The sequence below is a fragment of the Haloferax sp. S1W genome, from assembly GCF_044593955.1.
In the GTDB taxonomy this organism is placed as follows: domain Archaea; phylum Halobacteriota; class Halobacteria; order Halobacteriales; family Haloferacaceae; genus Haloferax.
Map to the genome: position 1 here is coordinate 3013194 of NZ_CP172595.1, position 21516 is coordinate 3034709.

A 21516-nucleotide genomic window follows, 5' to 3' on the forward strand; every position below is an offset into this window, starting at 1 on the left:
CCACCACTGCTGTTAGGACGACGAGATAATCTCGAATCGGCCAGTCGAAAGCGCAAGGGCGATTTCCGACCGCGGATAGACGAACTCTCTCCCGTCCGCTCGCTCTGTCCGGACGGCCTCTTCGGTCAACTGCGTGACGACGTGTTCCTCACAGAGCGTTGCGTGGCGAATCGTCGAGCCCTCGGTGACGACATGCGGGGCGACGGCAATCTCGCGTGCCATTGTTCGAAAGATTCTCAGACGGGCTGATATAGGCTCCGATATGTCAAACAAATGTGATTGTTTCGGCGTTAGCCATCTCCGGCCGACTGGCGATACTTCGTGACGAGCGTCACGATGAGTGCGACGACTCCGAGGACGACTGCTGGTGTAACGTCGGTGCTGAGATACAGCCCTGGCGTCGGCGGGTGAATCCGCGTCAGCGGCCACAGCATCGGATGTGAGACGCCCTCCGGTTTTTTCAACAGCCCGTCGGCGACGAGGTGTGACCCTGCACCGAGGGCTAACAGGAGGACGACCCGGCGTCGTTCCCGTGCGTGGACGAGCAGTGCGCCGATGAGGATGGAACACACGACGGCCCCCGCGGTGTGGAGGCCAAACCAGTCGAACGGAATACCCAGAAGTTGCTCGACGCGAGCGTCGGGGAGCACCAGTTCGCCTTTCGACAAATCCGGGATGAACGCGCCAGCCATCGCCACCGTCACGTATGGACTCGTGAGCCACTCGTAGCGCCACGAAGCGACTGTGGCGAGACTGTACGCGAGGAAGGCGTGAGCGAGCAGGTCAGGCATCGTCGCCCTCCGTGGGGGTGTCTCGACTCTCTGTAGAGCTGCTTCGGCTTTCTCTGGGACTGCCTCGACTCTCCGTGGGACTGCCTTGACTCTCTGTGAGACTCTCTCGGAGGTGCTGTGTCCACGAGCGTGGGTTCGGCCGCGGTTCGAGCGCCCACGTCTGTGTATCGAGTCGCCAGGTTCGAACGAGTCTCGTGAGTACCCACAGGCCTGCGAGGAACGAGACGGCGTACATGTAGAGGTAGTTCGTCGCGGGTATCGGATACGCGTTCAGCACGCGGATGGTGTGGTCGGGTTCGACGACACCATAGACGGCGATTCGGTCGCCGAGCGGTACGTCGATACTCGTGTCTGTGAGTTCGACGTGAACCGACTTGCCTGCCCCGTACTCGTCTTCGATGACGAGTGGGTCCGTCTCGACGACGGTCCCCCAGAGCGCCGCTTTCTCGCCCACCCAGGCGTTGTAATTCGCATCGAGGTGTTCTCCCTCGGGGTAAGCACCGACTGCCGGATTGGGGGAGAGCGCGCCGAATGCGACCATGAGCGCGACGAGGAAGCCCATGAGCAGGAGGATTCCCGCGAGCCGTCGCATCGGTGTGTCTTTCATTGGGCAATGTAGTTGGTGCGGGGAAGAAGAACGCTTCTGTCGGGAGTGAGCGAGGGTGCCGACGTGTGGGTCCGCCCACTCAACAGGTGACGACTTCGGACCGACCCGCAGAGAGTTCGAGTGCGAGCTGGTCACGCGGATAGACGTACTCCTTTCCTTCAGACACGGTTCGGACTACGCAGTCTGTGATTTCGACGACGGTGTGTTCGGTGCGGAGATTCCGATGGCGAATCGTCGCCCCTTCTGTGAGTTCGTGTGAGGTCACTGCGAGTTGCTTCGACATTGTCGCTATCCTCTGCATGCCTGCGTGTCGTTCTTCGGGGTAGATGTCAGACAGCTACAATAACCGTGTGGTTTCAATAGGATATGCTGCTTTTATCAGCGGCTGTGGCTGTGTACGCTCCAATTCGGTAGTACACCCCTGAGTTGTCCCGCAACAACCGCGTGGACTACAATTGAATTCCCTCATCACCCGGACTGCTATCGACGCGTCTCTCACAGGGGGGCGATGCCCCACCCCTATTTCAGGTCGAACAGCGCCAGAGATGGTCCTTCTCAGCGTCGAACGCGGGGGACTGGGTCTCGACGACGTGGGTGAACACACAGGTGCGAAACGAAGTTTGAGGGGGTCTCGGAGCAGATCGAATTCGGTCGATACACCCCACCAACGACGGGGTGTACCGGGTCTGAGAGTCATTTGGATTTCCATGTCGAGAGTGTGGTCACTCCCTCATCGCCGTTGCCGTGCCCACACGGTATTCGCGATTCCGGGCCTCACAGGCGCTCGACGCTCGAGATGGGTGACTCGACGACCGCGTGTCTGTGGTTGTTCGACGTTGAATAGACGGGGTTGCTACACCCATTCGTTGCATCGAACCAGTACACCCTTGCGGGAAATCGGCATCTGTGTACACCCCCGTTATCCGGGCGTGTAGCGAGTGAGTCGACCGCCGCGGGCTGTGTGTGGGGTGTAGAAATCGCCCGTCTCTCGCGTGGCTCGTACGACTGGGTTGTCAGTCTCGCGGGTCGAACAGCGGGTTCGTCTCTGGACTCACTCAACTGGTGGCTGTTCGTCGCCGTCGCTGGCCGCCCGTAGCGCTTCGAGTCGCGCCGCGGGCGAGACCCCACCGAGAAGCACCAGGACGCCGACGTGGCGTGCGGACGGCCGTGGATAGTCACCCCCGCGAATCTCCAGGCACTCCGTTTCGTCTTCGACCCAGCTTCGACTCTGCTCGATTGCGCTTCGATTGAGCCACTCCGGCGGGCCGCTTACGACGACGAGGCCGCGCGATGTCGAAGCCACGTCACACGGAAGCGTGAGTCGGCCAAGGAGAGCCTCACGTGTCTGCGTCGTAATCCGGTTTTGGGCGTCGAGGTCGTCGACTGGGTCTGGGTCATCAGAACTGAGGAGTCGTTTGGCTGTCTGGACGATGCCCCCGCTGGACTCTGGTTCCGGAAGCTCGCTCGTTGCATAGCCGAGGGTTGCGACACCCCCACCGCGGAGCGTGTTGATAATCTCGGACGCGTCGACGACGCTTTCGGCGACACCGTCACCGCCCTCCCCGGCGGTACAGAGCGTTCCAAGGCGTTGCGTGAGTTCCGTGATCACTGCGTCATCAGGACCGGCTGCGTCGTTAGGACCGGCCCCCCACGTCTCTGCGTCGGCAGCGATAACGTGGTCAGTGGCTGCGACGAACTTCCGTATCGTGCGGCGAGCCGTGTGTGCACGGTGGGAATCATCTGGTGCGGGAAGGACGCCAACACCGTAGACCGGTTGGTCGTGGATACGTTTGAGGTGCTTTGCAAGCACTGGTGCAGCACCACTGGTCACCTCGCCCAGTCCCGCACAGACGAGGAAGGCATCCGCTTTCGAGACGGGGGCGTCGTCGGTCCCCCGAAGCAACTGGCGGTGGTCTTCTTCGGCGAGGTCGGCTGCTTGTGTTGCGTCGGCGGCGGTCTCGCCGACGCCGAACATGATCTGCTTCGACGAGGGGATGGTGTTCAGCGACTGGAAATCGGCTCTAGTGGTGCTGCAGACAACCCCATCGACGATGAACTCTGCGGGACTCTCCTGTTCGAATTCGGTGAGTGCATCGACGAGTTTGCTCCCCGTCTCCCCAATACCGAAACAGAATACCTTCATGTCTGTGGGCTAAGATGTGGTGGAGGCTGAATCTTCTGGTCGAGCGAATCGGGGCGACTCCAAGGTGGTGTCGCGTTGGTCTTCACTTCAGGAGGCAACACGGGGGTGGTGTTTCGAATGTAAGTTCCTGTTGTGTCCCTCGTTGGGGTCTGAAAACGGGTTTTGGATCTTGGGTTACTTCGAATTCCAACAGTGAGTATACTGGAACGGCGGCTCCCACTCCCATTGATATCACATCCTGAGGTGCCGTTCCAGACCCTGTTTCCCGTTGCTACCACGCCTATTTTTGGGGCTGGCTGTCCCTCCTACGAGTGGGAGAGACAGTAGATTTCGTATGCTTTTCGCCGGACTGCGTGGGACTCTATTCGGTCGGGAACACACGAAATGTACTCTCGAAGCCCGCTGGGTCTGACTCGCATTGCTCTTGACCGAGACTTCCTTTTGCTCTCGAAGGTCTCCCGTTCGCAGCGAGGGGTTCGAGGCGACCCAGTTCCGGGATTTCGATGGTGTGCTCGCAGAAGGAGGTTGTGTCGTCGGGCGTCGAGAGACCGACGACGGTCGTGTTTGATTTATCCCAATTCGAGTTACTGGGCTTCCGGAACCGTTTCACCGCTCAGTCGCGCTTCGGCTTCGTCCCGGTCTTCGGGATAGCCGATGTCGAGTCGCCACCCATCGATTCGGATGGCGTCGATGGTTCGTCCACTGCGGATGAGCAGGTCAATCGCTTCGCTAATCTCGTATTCTCCCCGATTCGACGGCTGGACGAGGTGGCACGCGTGGAATATCTCGGGTGAGAACGTGTAGAAGCCAGTCATCACGAGATTGGACGGTGGCTCCTCGGGCTTCTCGATAACGTCCGTTATCTCACCATACTTGTTCGTGTCACAGACCCCGTAGCGACTCGCTTCATCCCACGGAACCTCCTCGACGAGGAACGCTGCATCGGCGCGCTGTTCCTGCTGGCGGTTGACAACGTCGGCGAGGTTCGCACTGAAGATGTTGTCGCCGAGCATGAGCATGAAGTCGTCGTCGATGTGCTCTTCGACGGTGATGAGGGCATGTGCGAGGCCCTTCTGCTCGCGCTGGTGCGCGTACGTAATTGGGATATCTCGGAATTCGTCGCCGTAGTGCTGGATGATTTTCTCTTTGAGATACCCGACGACGACGACGAGTTCATCGGCACCCAGTTCGGCGAGTTGTTCGAAACAGTGCGTGAGGATTGGCTTCTCGTTGACTTCGACCATCCCTTTCGGTTTGTCTTCAGTGAGCGGTCGAAGACGCGTTCCCTCACCACCAGCGAGGACGACTGCTTTCATACTGACATGTGGCGCGTGGTTTCACAAATAGCTTCTCACAGAGAAGCAAGGAGGAAGCCTACGAGTTTACTCGTGGGAGAAATCCGACTTGTAAGTCAGCAGTTGGAACGTTTGACAGAGAGGCACCGTTTTGCAAGTGTTCTTGGTCAATTAACGGTTCGGTCGGTGAGTTCCTGTTCTATGAGCGTGGGTGCAAGACACGAGGGATGCCCACACCGTATTCGAAATGAAATCTATCCAATCCGAGGCCGATTGTTGGTGCTCCCCCACACCGTATTCGAAATGAATTTTTCGCTTGAATGCCGCCTTGAAGGCGGTCTAACACTGTTTCGATTGATTCAACCGTAGCACATAGATTTCATTTCGATTTCGGTGTCTCGAGTCTCAGTATTTGCTGTTCGAGTCCTTACTACACCAAACCAGACTACCTCAGCGCGCACTCGCGACACATTTCATTTCGAATACGGTGTGGGGGTGGCGTTCCAAACCGCCTGTATTCGGCTTTCTCAGAATTCATTCAGAACACGGTGTCTTCATTTAGACTACACCCCATTCATTTCGAAAAGGGTTATTACAACCTAGTATAGACATTCTGTAAAGAATGAATACGAACGACCGTGACACGACTGGAGATGGGGGTGATGAAGACCTACTTCAAGACGCCGAGACCTCGATTGTGGACGATATTCTTGACGGCGAGAGTAAGACAGTCTTTCAGAACAAGCAGTTGGTCGACCCGAATACAATCGTTGACCACGACCGCATCTACGGTCGTGATGAGCAGTTAGCTGCCGAGGCTCGTGCATTCCGAGACACGCTTGATGGTGAGCGCCCACCGGATTTGCTTCTCTATGGGCCAAGCGGAACTGGAAAGAGTCTGACCGTGAACGCTGTCGCGGAGAAGGTCAAAGACAGAGCGAGGCAGAGCAGCATCGACTTCGACTTCGTTTCAGTGAATTTCAAAATGATGGAGTCGCACACACTTGACCGCGCTGTCTGGAAGCTTGGCCACCAGACCGCAAAGAAAGCAGGCGTCGCGTGGGAGATTCCACGCAAAGGTGTCTCTACCGATGCGAAATACGTGCGCCTCTACGAGATCGTCGACGAACACTTCGATTCGCTTGTGTTCATTCTCGATGAAATCGATACGCTCACAGGGCGCACCACCGAGCCAGAACCGGCGTATTCTCGTCTCCTGTATAGTCTGAGCCGTGTCATGGCCGAACAACACGTTGAGACGCTTATCTCGACGGTCGTTATCACGAATCATCCGAAGTTCCGCGAAAACGTCGACAGCCGAACCGACAGCTCGTACAATCCGACTGGTATCCATTTCTCCGATTACGACGCAGACGAACTCATAGAAATCCTCACTCGGCGGCGTGACGCATTCAAAGAAGACGCACTCGACGAGGGCGTGATCGAACTTGTCGCTGCCTACGGCGCGAAGAACGAGGGTGACGCACGCCGTTCAATCGACCTTCTCAGAGACGCTGGGGAACTCGCGAATCAACACGGCGATTCGGTCGTTACCGCCGAGCACGTACACCGTGCTAACGATTCTGTGTTAAAGAATCGCGTCCTCGAGATCGTCGACGGGATGACCGTTCAAAAGAAGCTCTCTCTGTACGCCGCAGCGATTGTCGCCGAGGTCAATGGCGGTGTTGCGCCGAGTCCAGTAGTGTATAGCATCTACCAGGTGCTCTGTAACCACACTTCGCGAGACATTTACACGCAGGAGACCGTCAACAGCCACCTCAACAAAGCAGGCACGTACGGCGTCCTCGAAAGTAACCGAACGAGTGGTGGGTTCAAACGCGGCGTCTATCTTCGATTTGCGTTCTCCGAGCCTGTTGAGGCGGTCCTCGACACCTTAGAAGATGACACGCCATTTGACGAATTCGACTCGTCGAAACTCCGGTCGGCAGCCAAGCGATCCCTCGCTAACTCGTCGCGGTAATCGTTGTTTGAGCGGACAGGCTTGCTGTTCGATGTCAGCAACTCAGCGAGAGTGTTCGAAAAGGGAAAACACTTGCAAACCGGTGTGGGTGTGGTATATAAAGAACAAGAACACGTGGAACACATTCAGTGGTGGTTCCCCTGTTTGGTCAGCGACGCTGTCCTACTCGTCCTGCCCGACACGGTTCGCGGTTCAGTGTGACTTCCTGTTCTCCTGACTGAGGGTATCAAGAAGCCTGGAACCGTGACTCTATCACTCGGTACGAGGGGTGGGTCTGAGAGGTTTCCCAACACTCCAAGCGAGACTGTCTCCCGTCCTGCTGTCACTCGTTGCGAGGGGTGTGGGACAGTCGAGTCACCCCTGAAAGTACGGGAGAACTCACCCGGATTCTCACCGTCTTGTACGATAGATTCTTGTCACTTGGTGAGGCCCTCAAAGTATGGACGGCAAACGAGTCCTCGTTACTGGTGGTGCCGGATTTATCGGCTCGAATCTAGCGAACCATCTCGCCGAAGATAACGACGTGATTGCAATTGACGACCTCTATCTCGGGACGCCCGAGAATCTGGACGACGCCGTGGAGTTCCACGACATGACTGTCCTCGACGACGACCTCCCGACCGAGGGTGTCGACGTGGTGTTCCACCTGGCGGCGCTGTCGTCGTACAAGATGCACGAGGAGAACCCGACGAAAGGTGTACGCGTCAATATCGAGGGGTTCGTCAACACAGTCGAACAGGCACGGAACGACGGCTGCGATACTATCGTGTACGCGACGACGTCGTCGATCTATGGGTCGCGGACCGAACCCTCTCCGGAAGACATGCCCGTCGAGTCGCGGACGGGATACGAAGCGTCGAAATTAGGCCGTGAGCGCTACGCGGAGTACTTCCACCACCACTACGACATGCAACTCGCAGGGATGCGTTTCTTCTCGGTGTATCAGGGCTTCGGCGGCGCGGAAGAACACAAGGGCGAATTCGCCAACACGGTTGCGCAGTTCACCGACAAAATCGCCAATGGAGAGTCGCCGGAGCTGTTCGGTGACGGCTCGCAAACGCGCGACTTCACGCACGTCGACGACATCGTTCGTGGGTTAGAACTGGCCGCCGACCACCGGCTCCAGGGCATCTACAACCTCGGCACCGGTGAGAGCTACTCCTTCAACGAGATGGTCGACATGATCAACGAGGTGCTCGGTACTGACGTTGACCCCGTGTATGTCGAGAATCCGTTCGAGGTGTACGTCCACGACACGAAGGCCGACTACTCGAAGATTCGCGAGGCGACCGGCTGGGAGCCCGATGTTTCGTTCGAAGAGGGTGTCGAGCGGGTCTGTCAGCCGTATCTGTGACCCTTCTCGATTCGAGAGTCACCAACGCCCGTTGATTGCACGCTGGTAGGCAGCCTCGGCCTGGTCGGCGACGCTGTCCCAATCGTACTGCTCGGCGCGTTTCGTCGGTTCGGTCGGCGGTGTCTCTCCAGCGAGTGCTTGTTCTAACGACTCTGTGACTGAATCGACGGCTGGGTCGGCGAGATAGCCTGCGTCGCCGATGACCTCGCTCGCTGCCGACTCGGGGTGTTGCACACCGATGACCGTGCAGTCGGCAGCCATCGCTTCCGCGTAGGTGATGCCGAAGCCCTCTCTCGTACTCGGTGAGGCGAACACGTCCGCGGCGCGCATGTGGCCCAGTACATCCTCGTACTCGTCGAGAAATCCAAGGAAGCTCACTCGGTCGGCATGGGTGAGCGAGTTCGCCTGCCGTTGGAGGCGGTCGAACTCCGGGCCGTCGCCGACGATGCCGAGTGTTGCGTCGTCGTCCTCTTTGGCGACCCGGTCGAAGGCGTCGAGGAGCATGGAGACGTTCTTGTCGGCGATGAGTCGCCCAGCGAAGAGCACGTCGAACGAGTCCTGTTCCTCGGGGAGTGGCGCGTTTCGAATCTGGTCGACGTCGATACCGTTCGGGACGACTTCGATGGCGTCGCGCTCCGGGCCGATACCGGCGAGTCGGTCGGCCGTGATACCCGAGACGGCGATTGGGTGCTGGGGGACTCTGACCGTGAGGTGTTCGACGAGTTTCCCGAACGGGGCGAGCGCGCCGAGGTAATCGTCCCAGTAGTCGCCCCACACCTCGTGCCAGGTGGTCACGATTGGGATGTCGGTGCCGAGTGATGCGAGTTTGGATGCGAGGACCGGGAAGTAGGGGAAGACAGAGGCGACGACGAGGTCGTGGGCGTTCTCGTGGAGTTGTTTAGACAGCGGATAGGCGAGTCGGGCGGCGAAGTCGATGGCTTCCGTGATGGAGCGGCGGTCGTCCGTGTAGAGGTCGGTTTCGGGGGCGACCGCTCGAAGGGTGACGCCCTCGTGGGTGGTCTCTTTCGGACCATCCCAGAAATGGCGGCCGTAGATGGTTACGTCGTGGCCTCTCTGCGAGAGCCGGGTGGCGATTTCGTGGATACGCTTTTCAGCGCCGCCTTTTATATAGGGGTAAACGACGTTCGAAACAAAACAGATTCGCATTGTGTATTTGACGGACGACCGAAAATAACATTGTTTCGGTCAGACGTGTTACTGCCGCCTACCGTTCGACTGTCGGGAATTTATAATCGTATTCGGACACCACATTCCGTGGTCCAAACTGTCCAATAAAGTGTCGAGAAGACCCATCCCGGAGGCGGATCCCCAGTCCAGACCCATTCGTGACACCCTTCTGCTTGACGGTATAATTTGCATAGCCGAGCGATTCAAGTTCCGACTGTAGTGTTTTCACGGAATCCTCGGGGAATCCATGGGTTGCAAACGAGACCCGCGGAGCACCGCTGTCTCGAAGTATGCAGTTTCCGTCGCCCCAATACCAATGCAGGAGAGCTGTCTCGTCCAGCTTGTAGTTCTCTGGGACGACTTTACGGTGTCTGTCTTCATACGATTCGTACCACGAGTCGTACAGTTCCCGAAAGAGGGGCTGCACGCGCGACCGGATTACCCATTGAGTGTAGTCACCATCGGTGAATGCGTTCGACCGCGTTACCGAGTACGGTTGACCAGACGAAATAAGTCCGTCAGGGAGCCGTCGTTTGACGTGCGCGACGTGTTCCCGTTTGTTGTTCGTGACTTGGAACACACATGACCCGGACTCCATCTGATAGAGACAGCCATCTCCGAGGAGTTCGCCAACGACGATTGAGACCTGAGCAGGTGTGAACCCAAGATCGTCTGGTTCTGAGGGAGGGTCCCGAAGTTCGACGTTCGATTCGAGTAACCGCCGTTTGATTGCGTCGGCCGACGTCCCATAGTTAGTCGCAATCGTCTGGAGTGATTCTCCTTTTTCTGTGTACCGCTCAACAATGTCTTCGGTGTGGTCGTCTAACCACACGTATCGACTCCCTTCAGGGCGGGTCGAGACATTGTTTTCCAACAACCGTTTTCGGATTGTCCCCGACGACACATCGAACTCGTCAGCAATCGATTGCATCGACTGGTCTTCGTCAACGTACAGTCTGATAATCTCGTCTACCTGCTCGTCTAACCATTCGTATCGCATACTTCGACTGAGGGCGGCCCACTACATATTGTTTACGGATGTATCAGTACAATGTATTACTAACGGCTCGTATGCTGGCGGTTTTAGTGGCGGTGTCGAGTACGACGAGTAAATGACCACCATCAAACTCAACCCAACCGACCGTGCGATTCTCGGTATGCTCCGAGAAGGACGCTGCACACCGTCGTATATCGCGGATAAACGCGACTACAGCAGGCAGAACGTCACCAACCGACTCAACCGCCTCGTAGAACACGGATACGTCACCAAAGTACACACGGGACTGTACGAACTCGTCCAGGATCCTGAACAAACTGAGTAGCTTCGAAAACTCGGAGTTGTTTCCTCCGGAAGAATAAAATCCTGTCACGAGTAGATACCTTCCAGATGACTACTGACTGGGACAACATCATCCTCCTGTCAGCCGACGCCCTTCGAGCCGACCATCTCTCGTGTCACGGCTACCATCGAGAGACTTCCCCGGTGTTGGATGACCTTGCGTCCGACTCGCTTCACTTCACGAACGCCTACAGCGCGAGTTCACATACGCGTGAGGCGGTCCCGGCGTTGTTGACTGGTGAGTATCCGGACACTGCCATCGACGCGAAGTACCGACTCGCGACCGATACCGTCGCCAAAACACTCTCTGAGGAGGGCTTCGCGACGGCTGGCTTCCACTCGAATCCGTTCGTCTCCCGAGCCTACGGCTTCGACCAAGGGTTCGACACATTCGACGACGACCTCCACTTTGGGAAGCACAAGGTTATCGCGCTGGCACAGCGGGCGCTCGACAAGCTTCGGAATCGCCACTACGCCCGCGCCGAAGAGATCAACGAACGCTCGTTAGAGTGGTTGGACTCGCTTGATGACGACGAGCCGTTCTTCCTTTGGAACCACTACATGGACACCCACGGCCCGTACGAGCCACCGGGAGAGTACGCGACGCTCTACACCGACGAGACGATTTCCGGGCGGAACGCTCAGTCGCTGTATCAGCGGGCTATCAAGGACCCCGATTCGATTACCAACGACGAGCGGCAGTTATTGATCGACCTGTACGACGCCGAGATTCGCTACAACGACAAGCGAATCAGTGAGTTCCTCGATGCACTTCGTGAGCGTGAGTTGTTGGAGAACTCGTTAGTGGTCTTTACTGCCGACCACGGCGACGCCTTCGGCGAGCATGGGTATTATGAACACCCGCGATACCTCCACGACGAGATTACGCACGTGCCGCTGATCGTTCGGCCGCCGAACGGTGAATCCGGTGTTGTGGAGACGCCTGCAAGTACACTGGATATCGTGTCGACGATTGAATCGGCATACGGTGGCGAGTCGGAGTTCTCGCTTGTTGATCCAGTTGCGGATACGGACCGGCGCGTCCTTTCTCAGGCACGCGGTGAGAACGAGGACAGTCACCTTCGACGGTACGCGGTTCGGACTGCTGAGGACGTGTGCTTCTGTGAACGGGACCGTGAGTCTGGGGAAATCGAATTTACTGACTCGAGTGGCTCAGAGCTGCAGTCGGAACTCCGTGAGCATGTTGAGGCCCGGGTCGCCGTCGAGAATGGCGAGTCTGTGGGTGACGATGAGGATGTCGACGAGGAGATCGAGCGTCGACTGGAAGCGTTGGGGTACAAGTAGGAATGAGGATCGGGATTAACGCCAGAACGTTCTCAGTTGACGAGCCAGGTGGAGCAGTTCAGGCATCTATTCGACTGGCGAAGGAATTAATCGATCATCCTGACAATGAGGTCGTTTTGTTTGGCTCTTCAAGCCTAAGTGATGAGTTTGACACAGAAGTCTGCTCAACGGGATTTGTCGATAGCCAAGCAGTAGGCTTGGTGTGGGAACGTACTATCCTCCCACTACTCGCGCGTAAGGCAGATATTGATGTCTTGTACTGCCCAAACGGAAACGGCCCTTTGCATGAACTAGATCTCCCAGTTGTAATGTGCATTCACGATGTGAATGCTCAAAAAGGAATGTCGAATAGTGTTCACCAAGTATACCGAAAGCTTACAGTTCCTGTTGCTGCAAGAGCCTGCGATACTGTTGTCACTGTTTCAAAATTTTCAAAGAACGAGATTTGTTCCGAAATAAATGTACCGCAATCCAAAGTTGAGGTCATATATAATGGTATTGACGAGATATATTTTGGTGACGAAAGGACTGCGATTGATGTTCCCGACAAGTATCTTCTCTTTGTTGGGTCCCTTAATCCTCGAAAAAACATATCTGGGATATTAGAAGCTTACCGCTGTGTTCAACAGGATCAGAATATCGATCTAGCAATTATCGGACCCTCGAACAAAGATATATTTAAGAGTTTAGACATTGGTCCGATTGAAGGTGTTCGTAGATTTGGTTTTCTTGATTCTTTAGAAGTCAAACACGCGTATGAGAATGCAGAAGCTCTAGTATTCCCCTCGTTTTATGAAGGATTTGGATTACCTCCTTTAGAAGCATTTGCCTGTGGAACACCAGTAGTTGCAAGCGATTGTAGTGCACTGCCTGAATTACTAGGTGAGCGTGCGATTTATGTCAACCCAGAATCACCGCGCAGCATTGCTATGGGAATTAAAAAGATATTGAATGGGGAATTTAATTATAGTGAAGCGGATCTCCAACAGCAAGCAACCCAATATACTTGGAAATCTGTGGCGCAACGTGTTTTAAGGGTCATTGATGATCTATGATCTATTATCTAAAATCACAACTCTGAATTCATTTCACCATGGTCTTTTTATTATAGAAGTTGACGGACGATGGTAAGGTACGTGAGTTTGATTCTATTGTGCTACTAATCATAGAATGGCGTTTGAGAACGAGAACATTTAATAAATCAACGACACCTCTATCACGTACATTAAGTGAATAAGTATGGATATAGAAAACAAAATCGGGAAACAAAATAAAATAACTGTATCTCTTTCTCTGTTGATCTTTTCTGGAACTGTATTATCCATTGAGTCGCAGATAATGAGTGGGATCCTAGTTGGGATAATCTCCCTTGTTCTAATATCTGTACTAGCAAAAAACGAGATTGCACTGGGATTGACTGCTATTTCTCTCACAATTTTATACCCCGGGCCGCATACAGGATACCTCTTTGGTAGAGACACGCATGATGCAGCCAAAATCGCTGAAGGTATAGCACACACTCAATGGCCTGTTGAATCAATAACGGGCGTTGCTGGTTTTCAATTGACCCCTGGTGTACATATCTTTTCAGTAGTCGCACATCAAGTGACTGGCCTCAATATATACCCTTCGACCAAAAGCACTCTCTTAATCACATATCTTTTTCCGATTTTTCTCGCACTCGCAACGCTGATGATCGTGTATCTAGTACCAAGAAAGTGGACTACTAACAGCGTGATTACATTCATCCCCACTTTATTGTGGGTTAGATACCATGATTTCATTCCAACACTTCATCGTACTACGCTTGCTATGGTCGGTGTGAGCCTAGTCTATTTTTTAATATCGTTTAGAAGCAGGTTTCTACCAAGAAAAAGAGTATCGTACTCGGTAGTTGTTTTCTTGTCTCTCTCTTTAATTGTCATATCCCACCATTTCTCAGCAATAATAGTAACCTCAATGGTTATCATTTATTCAATATCAAAATATTTGTCAGAGTATAACGTAACTCACCTGGGCTTGAATTTTATACTTAATTCCACCCCAATTAAAATCGCAGGATTGGCGTTAGTTGGATTCTTTGGTTGGTACTATCTTAACTTGGGTGGCCTAAGGTATGGCGCTGCGATCATTGTATCACTTTTGGGCTCAAGCCAAGTTCTTGCGGTTGAAACGCCAGAATTCACCGCTTCGTTTTTGACAATATTAGAAACAACGTATGCGGATTGGCTTTATCAGATTATTCTAGCGACTTTGATTGTTTTGTCGTGGCTTCAATCATCTAGTAAAGACGTGTTTGATAACTTTGGATTATTATTTGGAGTATTCATTGGAGGCCTCTCTATAGTGGCAATGCAGACTGGGTTTATTCTGTTTGATAGAGTGTTGACCTTTTTTGTGCTTTTCGGAGGGTGGGTAGCTCTAAAAAATGTTAATCAACTCTATTCTAAAAGAACAAAGCGTGTCATTTTGACGTGTACGATGGTACTATGTCTTTTCTTGTCCATCATCATGGTTCCAACATATATAATTAGCGACAATGAGCCAGATTACTCAAACGGCATCAGGAATGAACGCTTTTTGTCGCAAAACTATGCGATTTCAGAGTATCTAGGTACTCATAGTAGGTTTAATGGAGTGCTTGGAGATGAAGATATATTCGAAGTGGTAGCTCCAACTGCAGGGTTAACATATTATGGTGGGTATCCTTCTACAGTTCTTGCAACTGAAACGCCAAATAAGTCTGTAGTTGTACTAGCTGAGAGAAATAAGCATGTATATTATGCTCGGGGGTACAAGTACGGCAGCACGAAAGTTATCAAAACGCGTGTCGATAATATGCTAGAGGTTGCCGACAAAAAGAACAAGATCTACACCTCTGGCGACTTTCGAGCTTTGGTTTGATGATGGGGAGAAAACAGACGAAATCTATAAGTCGATAAATATCAGATACGGAGAAGAATGAGAGTAGGCTTAGTCGATTTTGAATCTGCAGGACATCATACACCATACGCAAAGTATATCTCTGAACACTTAATTGAGCTGGACCACGAGGTAGTATTCATTACCTCAGAAGCTAACGATGAGCTATCTGAGTTTCCAAATGGGCCAAACTTCTCGGTTGAAACGGTACGGTCTGTCACCCACTCTAACATACCATATATCCAGCAAGCACAAGTCCAAATTAATCGGTCAAGACAAATTAAAGACACTCTTGAGCTGGATTTGAATCTGGACTTGATTCATTTCCTATTTCTGGACTTGTCTGAGATTCCCATTTGGTTTAATTTAAGAAACCAATCTAATAAGTTGCCAATAATTGCATCTCTCCACAGAGATGAACCATTTGACTCGAATTACGAAACTGATGAATATGGGTATCTAAGTCTAAAATTACGGACGCTAGCGGAAAACATATTCACAGGAATAAATGACAAATTAAAATCAAGAATGGTTGATAACCATAGGCTCAAAAAAATAATTGTCCATGATCAGAATATTCAACGGAGACTGGCAAGAAAAACAGGAATTGATGAACAGTTCATTGAAAATATTCCTGCTCCAACCCCAGAGGTGAATGCTGATATTACAAAAAAAGAGGCTAGAGACATCTTAAACCTCCCTAAAAAGGGGACTATGTATCTATTCTTTGGAGAACTCAGGTATGAAAAAGGTCCAGATATACTAGCAGAGGCAGTAAGTGATCTCCCAGACGATGACTTCTTTGTCACATATGCTGGGAAAGAAAAAGAAATCACAAGAGAAGATATTCCAGAATGGGATGAGCTAGTAGATCGAAACCTGTTAATTCCAAGGTTAGAGTATATTCCAGAAAAACAAGTTGATTACTACTTCATTGCTAGTGATGCTCTTGTTCTTCCTTACCGGCGGAAGATGGGAATCTCCGGGCCTTTACGTAGGGCTTGTATGGCACGTACTCACGTTATTGGTCCAAATGATACAGATGTAGGTGACGTCATCGAAAGAAACAACCTTGGAACTACTTTTGAGCATAATTCCGTATCCGCGTTGAAGGGTAGTCTAGAAGATTTTGTCAAGAATAAAGACGAATATGATTTAGCTGGCGTAGACAAGTATAAAAAATCCATACACTATTCAACAGTTGTTGAGGAGCTTGAGAATATATACCAATCCTGCCTTTAATAAATAATGAATATTGGAAAGTCTATTATTAAGTTATTTTCTCAAAAAGTAGCGACTTCTATACTGAATTTTCTTGCGCTAGCATTCTTTGCTCGACAACTGGGAGCTAGCGAGATGGGTACTTATTTTCTCTTCCATGCTCTTATCAGGGGACTTCATGTTCCTGCAGATGCAGGAATTAGTGAAGCAGTACAGAAACGTTTGAGTGAAAGTAATGATCAAGGTGAATTCTTAGCAGTAGGTTTAGTATTAAAAATAGTAGTACTGCTATTTATACTCCCCATCTTACTATTGTTTCAAACACAGATCAACGCATACCTAGGTGCTGATTTATCTTTGTATCTGATTCTTGGCGTCATATTGCACGAAACTGCCGAGGTGTTGGAAAAGGTACTCGCTGGTGAACTTCGAGTCGGAGAGACTGCAATGCCACAAATAATTCGCCAACTCTCTTGGGTTGCTTCTGGTGTAGTATTCGTTGTTTTTGATTTTGGTGTTGAAGGGATTGTGATTGCGTTCTTAGTTGGACTGGGAATGATGGTTCTTCTGTTGGCAAATAAAGTGTCTATTTCAATAGACATTCCCGATATTGATCATTTCAAGTCGATCTTAGACTATGCGAGATACAGCTCAATTGGTATGGCGGGATCGTATTTTTATAATTGGATGGACGTTCTTATCTTAGGACTCTTTGTGTCTCAATCGTTGGTTGGTGCCTATGAAATTGCGTGGCGTGTAGCTACCGTCGTTATATTGTTTTCCCATTCAGTTAGCACCACAATGTTCCCACAAGTTAGTTTTTGGAACGAGAACAAAAGCAAAAATAAGATAGAAACGCTGATCTCTGATTCATTGTTTGTCTCATTAGTTCTTGTCATCCCAGCATTGGTGGGGACAATAATTTTGAGTGAAGACATACTATCTGTCGTATTTGGAAATGAATATGCCGTTGCCTGGCTCGTTTTGATTATTTTGATGGCTGAAAAAGTCCCAAATGCGATACATTCGATAACTGGACAAGTTTTAAACGCAATTAATCAGCCTAAACTTGCTGCAAAGTCGACAGTACTCACGTTATTCCTCAATATCTTCCTGAACATCCTTCTCATACCTACTATTGGGATCGTCGGTGCCGCTCTTGCCACGTTGATATCCTTTTCTGTAAACACATTCCTCCATACGTTGTACTTAAACAGATTTGTTCGAATTCAACCACCCCTGGAAGGCCTTTTCCTAGCTACAGCAGGTTCACTATTTATGGGCATTATTGTCTTATTCTCGAAGAGGGTACTAGGAATCTCTTCAATAATCGATCTAATAGTACTTGTTTTAATTGGAGCTGTGAGTTATGCTTGTTTATTGTATGGATTTTCACCGACTAGGTATAAAATATCAACTATCATTGACAACATGGTGAATGACGGGTACTAATTACGCTCAAATCCAGATTGAAATCACAAACGATTGGTTCTGAGTCGAATTCGCGAGATTTTCTTTCGTGTTTCGTCCGACCTAACATACTTGATCGACGAGAAGACGGGTACGTTTCTTAGATTAACCTCAATTATACAGTAGTCAAGAACGTTTGCCTCTGCTGAACCGTCTCCACATCTTGTTATTTGCTGAGAAACGACTTTTCAACAGCATCCGTGGAAATTCATGGGAAGAGAGGCCAATTATAGATGAATTGGCTCTGTAGTTTCGCTAGACAGAGACGCCGCGACTGCGTTATTGCCGTAGAAAGCGAAGAGACAGATCGGTGTGACATCCGAAATCCGTCTCTTCACTCGTGTTACGGTTGCTAAGTCTAAATCAGTTGTTGCGAACCCGGACGAACCCGCCGACCCCGAAGAGGGTGGCGGGTTCGCCGAGTGGGCGATGCTCACGCTTCATGCACTTCGGATCGAGCTGGGCAAATCCTACCGCGTCGCGGTAGATTTGCTCAGCGAGATGCCCAACGTCCTCGAAGAAATAGGTCTCTCCCGGCTCCCTCACTACACCGTTCTCCGCACGTGGTTTGAGCGAATTCCCACGAAGACGTGGCGTGCGTTTCTCGGCGCGTCAGCCGAGAAACGCACTGGCCACGCCGCCATCGACTCGACCGGCTTCGACCGTGATCAGCCCAGCCGACACTACGCCAACCGCACGCACTACCGCGTTCGAGCACTGAAAGTCACGGCTCTCGTGGATGTCGAAACGCTGTACATCACCGACATCCACTCGACGACCTCGAAGAAACACGACGCGGAGATCGGCCCGCAGGTCGCCCGGCGCAACGCCGGCGACCTGCGAAGCCTCGCTGCCGACCGAGGCTACGACGCGAAAGCCTTCCGCGACGAACTCCGCGAAAACGGCATCAGACCGCTGATCAAGCACAGAATCATGAACCCGCTCGATCATGCCCATAACGCCCGCATGGACGGTGATCGGTACCACCAACGCTCCATGTCAGAAACCGTCTTCTCAAGCATCAAGCGCACGCTCGGCGCTGCCGTGCGTGCGCGGAGCTGGTGGCTTGAGTTCCGTGAAATGCTGCTGAAAGCCATTGTCTACAACCTTCGTCGGAGCGTGAGATATCCGTGAAATCGACCGCAGTGTGCCGAAACTACAGAGCCGATGAATTCATTTCTCACGACAAGAGGATTGAAACCCACCGACATATGTTCAGGTGATTGTTAGCTCAACAGAAATTGTTGCTAAATCCGCAATGATTCATTAAAAACAATACGCTCTTCTGTAGGAGATTGTTGATACAGTTCAGCTGTTGCTCTGGAATCGAAGAGGGCAAGGACACCGCGCTAGCGGTGTCCGACACGAATGATTCCGCTCGATGTGTTTGGCTCGGAATCGCTCGCAGCGGACCTGCTGGAACAGGTTCGCTGGCGTGACGGCGTCGAGTGCCCCCGCTGCCGTTCTGACCGAACGGTCAAGAACGGCAGCTATGGGGCGTTTCAACGCTATCTCTGTAAGAATTGCGACCGCACGTTCAACGATAAGACGGGCACAATTTTCGCTCACTCAAAGGTTGCGCTCCGCAAGTGGTTGTTCTCGATTTACGCGTTCTTACGGTTCAACACGAGTCTCCGCCAACTTCAGCGGGAGATTGGTGTCACCTACAAGACGATGCACCGTCGCGTCGAGCGCTTTACCAGAGCGCTCGACGCGCCTCAACTCGACCTCGTTGGACCGGTCGAAATCGACGAAGTGTACGTCTCTGCCGGATTGAAAGGCCGCGAGCGCGACCAAGAGTCGCGCTCGCGTGGCCTGTCCACGCGCGGGCTAGGTTCGTACGAGGGAGACAAACCACCCGTCTTCACCATCGTTGACCGTGGAACAGGACAGCGATACGTCGTCCCAGCGAAATCCGCCGACGAATCGACAGTGCGACTCCTCCTCGCAGACCACGAGGAGGTGTCGCTGACCGTCTACACTGACGGATTTCGGGCATACGACCCACTAGAGGACGACGACGAGTTCGCCCGCGAATACGTCGTCCACGGTGACGGCGAATACGCTGATGGAGACGTTCACGTCAACACCTGCGAGAGCCACGCGTCGCTGGCGCGACGGTGGCTCTCGCCGCATCGAGGCGTCTCGAAGGACAAGTTGACACAGTATCTCCGCGCCTTTCAGCTACGCAGCGAACTCTTCAGAAAACCCGGTCGAGAAGCACTCAAACACGCTGTCAAAGCGACTCTCTGAAATCAACAATCTGCTACACATGAGCGAAAACAATATATGGTCTAATCAGCGTTAAGTAATTAAGTGATGGCTCTCTTTGAGGCAATCCTGTGAGAATTGTACCATTTCGCTCAGCAGATTTTGAGCACTGCGATACGGTTCATTGGACGAAATATCCAAATTGTGTAGCGATATCAGAACGTAGGTGTTGATCAAACTCTTAGCCAATGTGATTGCTATACCTGTAAAGTATCCGTCCTCGTAGATATGATCTATCACGTATTCGGCTTAGTATATGCCTTCCAAAATCAACCCTGAATATTAATTTATGCGTTGGGAATAAATAAGCTGGCTATCTACTGAGCGAACCCAACAGGAACGACCCGAACACCATCTGCAACCCGACCACCACAGCCACGGTGGCCACAACGTCGGCAACCGCGATCGGCAGCGCACTGAACCCACTGGTCACCCACGTAACGGCAAGGTAGCCACCGTAGGCCAACCCACCGAGGAACACGAGCGAGCCAATCGTCGCCCCTCGCTCGAGCGAAATCCGCTTCGTAAACCAGGTCGTAAACGGATCAGAGGCCCCACGAACCGGGTCAGACGACACCGTCGAGAAGGCTCCGAACAGCATCAGTTGAAACCCAGCGAGCGTCAGCAGGCCACCACCAATCCCGGTGTGAATGCCGAACTGCGCACCACCGATCTCCAGACCACTCCACGCGAGCACCAGCGCCAACACACCAACCACAGACAGGCCGAAGCCGGGTGCCGAAAACAGGTAGCCGGGCGCGTTGACCAACATAAACCGAACGTGCCGCCAGCCATCGGGGAAGCTCTCCAGATTGGCCTCACCCTCACGCGGATGATACGTGATCGGCTTCTCCTCGATCTCGAGATCCTTCGCGCCGGCCTCCATAATCATCTCGCTGGCGAACTCCATGCCCGTCGACGAACACTCCATGGTCTCCCAGGCGTCTCGAGTAAAGACACGCATCCCACTATGCGCGTCACTCACGCCAGCGCCGTAGAAGACGTTCAGGAATTTCGTCAACAACGGATTCCCGACGTGTTCGTGCAGCGGGGGCATCGAGCCGGGGAGAATCTCACCCTCCAGCCGCGAGCCCATGGCCATATCCGCATCACCGGACCGAACGAGGTCCAACAACTTCGGCAACTCTTCGAAGTCGTAGGTGCAGTCGGCGTCACCCATGGCGATGTAGTCGCCGCGGGTGCGCTCGAACGCGTAGAGGTAGGCGTAGCCGTAGCCCTTCTTGTCGGGTTCGACGACGATAGCGCCCATCTCCTCTGCAATCTCGGGCGTTCGGTCGGTCGAACTGTCCGAGACGACGATTTCGCCGTACACCTGCAGTTCTTCCAGCGCGTTCGTGATCCACTCGATACACTGGGCGATGCCGTCCTCTTCGTTGAGGGTGGGCATCACCACCGAGAGGACTGGCGAGAGGTCGCTGTCTGCTGAAAGCAGCAGGTCTTCTCCTGAAAGCTGTTTTTTTGCGGTCGACTCTCCGTTGCGTATTTGGTCGATGTTTTGGCGTTCACTGAGCGTACTTGCGGTCCCCATGTTGTGTTCCTCTATCTGTTGTGTTAGTACGTTGAGTCGAGACTGTGACCTGGGCTGTGAGTCGAGGCCGCGACTCGGGT

Annotated in this window: 19 protein-coding genes; 10 read left to right on the forward strand and 9 right to left on the reverse strand. The window is 52.6% G+C overall.

What is annotated here, in order from left to right:
• Window positions 1–12: 12 nt before the first annotated feature.
• From ACH9L7_RS15735 to aglF, 6 genes are all read right to left on the reverse strand, one after another.
• Window positions 13–222, reverse strand: coding sequence for a hypothetical protein (locus tag ACH9L7_RS15735; RefSeq protein WP_396611627.1), 210 nt, complete (start codon window positions 220–222; stop codon window positions 13–15).
• A 68-nt stretch (window positions 223–290) separates the two neighbouring features.
• Window positions 291–791, reverse strand: coding sequence for a metal-dependent hydrolase (locus tag ACH9L7_RS15740; protein ID WP_396611628.1), 501 nt, complete (start codon window positions 789–791; stop codon window positions 291–293).
• Window positions 784–1398: a hypothetical protein gene (locus tag ACH9L7_RS15745; protein WP_396611629.1), complete on the reverse strand. Its 615-nt coding sequence runs from the start codon at window positions 1396–1398 to the stop codon at window positions 784–786. The genes ACH9L7_RS15740 and ACH9L7_RS15745 overlap by 8 nt, the downstream gene beginning before the upstream one ends.
• A 79-nt stretch (window positions 1399–1477) precedes the next feature.
• Window positions 1478–1681 carry a hypothetical protein gene (locus ACH9L7_RS15750; protein ID WP_396611630.1) on the reverse strand — a complete coding sequence of 68 codons (204 nt, stop codon included), beginning with the start codon at window positions 1679–1681 and terminating at the stop codon, window positions 1478–1480.
• Window positions 1682–2449: 768 nt separating this feature from the next.
• Window positions 2450–3541, reverse strand: coding sequence for a tubulin/FtsZ family protein (locus ACH9L7_RS15755; protein ID WP_396611631.1), 1092 nt, complete (start codon window positions 3539–3541; stop codon window positions 2450–2452).
• A gap of 584 nt (window positions 3542–4125) precedes the next feature.
• Window positions 4126–4857, reverse strand: a complete 732-nt coding sequence (aglF, locus tag ACH9L7_RS15760; protein WP_396611632.1) for a UTP--glucose-1-phosphate uridylyltransferase AglF — start codon at window positions 4855–4857, stop codon at window positions 4126–4128.
• A 601-nt stretch (window positions 4858–5458) separates the two neighbouring features.
• Here aglF and ACH9L7_RS15765 point away from each other — a divergent pair.
• Window positions 5459–6817 carry a Cdc6/Cdc18 family protein gene (locus tag ACH9L7_RS15765; RefSeq protein ID WP_396611633.1) on the forward strand — a complete coding sequence of 453 codons (1359 nt, stop codon included), beginning with the start codon at window positions 5459–5461 and terminating at the stop codon, window positions 6815–6817.
• Window positions 6818–7256: 439 nt separating this feature from the next.
• Complete coding sequence (locus ACH9L7_RS15770; RefSeq protein ID WP_396611634.1) at window positions 7257–8171, forward strand: NAD-dependent epimerase/dehydratase family protein; 915 nt, start codon at window positions 7257–7259, stop codon at window positions 8169–8171.
• An 18-nt stretch (window positions 8172–8189) separates the two neighbouring features.
• On the opposite strand, the gene ACH9L7_RS15775 is transcribed toward ACH9L7_RS15770, so the two are convergent.
• Both ACH9L7_RS15775 and ACH9L7_RS15780 read right to left on the reverse strand, forming a co-directional pair.
• Window positions 8190–9338, reverse strand: a complete 1149-nt coding sequence (locus tag ACH9L7_RS15775; RefSeq protein WP_396611635.1) for a glycosyltransferase — start codon at window positions 9336–9338, stop codon at window positions 8190–8192.
• 58 nt (window positions 9339–9396) lie between these two features.
• A complete protein-coding gene (locus ACH9L7_RS15780) occupies window positions 9397–10359 on the reverse strand; it encodes a LysM peptidoglycan-binding domain-containing protein (RefSeq protein WP_396611636.1) in 963 nt (320 codons plus the stop codon).
• A 112-nt stretch (window positions 10360–10471) separates the two neighbouring features.
• On the opposite strand from ACH9L7_RS15780, the gene ACH9L7_RS15785 reads away from it, so the two are divergent.
• The 8 genes from ACH9L7_RS15785 to ACH9L7_RS15820 all read left to right on the forward strand — a co-directional run bounded on the left by ACH9L7_RS15785 (window position 10472) and on the right by ACH9L7_RS15820 (window position 19869).
• Window positions 10472–10681, forward strand: coding sequence for a helix-turn-helix domain-containing protein (locus ACH9L7_RS15785; RefSeq protein WP_006601208.1), 210 nt, complete (start codon window positions 10472–10474; stop codon window positions 10679–10681).
• A gap of 65 nt (window positions 10682–10746) precedes the next feature.
• Window positions 10747–12003, forward strand: a complete 1257-nt coding sequence (locus ACH9L7_RS15790) for a sulfatase (RefSeq protein WP_396611637.1) — start codon at window positions 10747–10749, stop codon at window positions 12001–12003.
• A gap of 2 nt (window positions 12004–12005) precedes the next feature.
• Window positions 12006–13058, forward strand: coding sequence for a glycosyltransferase family 4 protein (locus ACH9L7_RS15795; RefSeq protein ID WP_396611638.1), 1053 nt, complete (start codon window positions 12006–12008; stop codon window positions 13056–13058).
• Window positions 13059–13242: 184 nt separating this feature from the next.
• Window positions 13243–14907: a hypothetical protein gene (locus tag ACH9L7_RS15800; RefSeq protein WP_396611639.1), complete on the forward strand. Its 1665-nt coding sequence runs from the start codon at window positions 13243–13245 to the stop codon at window positions 14905–14907.
• A gap of 57 nt (window positions 14908–14964) precedes the next feature.
• The gene (locus ACH9L7_RS15805) at window positions 14965–16167 is read left to right on the forward strand and encodes a glycosyltransferase family 4 protein (protein ID WP_396611640.1); all 1203 of its coding nucleotides are present in this window, start codon (window positions 14965–14967) and stop codon (window positions 16165–16167) included.
• A 6-nt stretch (window positions 16168–16173) separates the two neighbouring features.
• Complete coding sequence (locus ACH9L7_RS15810) at window positions 16174–17598, forward strand: polysaccharide biosynthesis C-terminal domain-containing protein (RefSeq protein ID WP_396611641.1); 1425 nt, start codon at window positions 16174–16176, stop codon at window positions 17596–17598.
• A gap of 330 nt (window positions 17599–17928) precedes the next feature.
• Entirely contained in the window at window positions 17929–18750 is an 822-nt protein-coding gene (locus tag ACH9L7_RS15815) for an IS5 family transposase (protein WP_396611642.1), read from the forward strand.
• A 234-nt stretch (window positions 18751–18984) separates the two neighbouring features.
• A complete protein-coding gene (locus ACH9L7_RS15820; RefSeq protein ID WP_396611643.1) occupies window positions 18985–19869 on the forward strand; it encodes an IS1595 family transposase in 885 nt (294 codons plus the stop codon).
• Window positions 19870–20200: 331 nt separating this feature from the next.
• Here the strand turns inward: ACH9L7_RS15820 and ACH9L7_RS15825 are convergent, their stop codons facing one another.
• On the reverse strand, window positions 20201–21436 hold the full coding sequence (locus ACH9L7_RS15825) for a glycosyltransferase family 2 protein (RefSeq protein ID WP_396611644.1): 1236 nt from the start codon (window positions 21434–21436) through the stop codon (window positions 20201–20203).
• Between the last annotated feature and the right edge of the window lie 80 nt (window positions 21437–21516).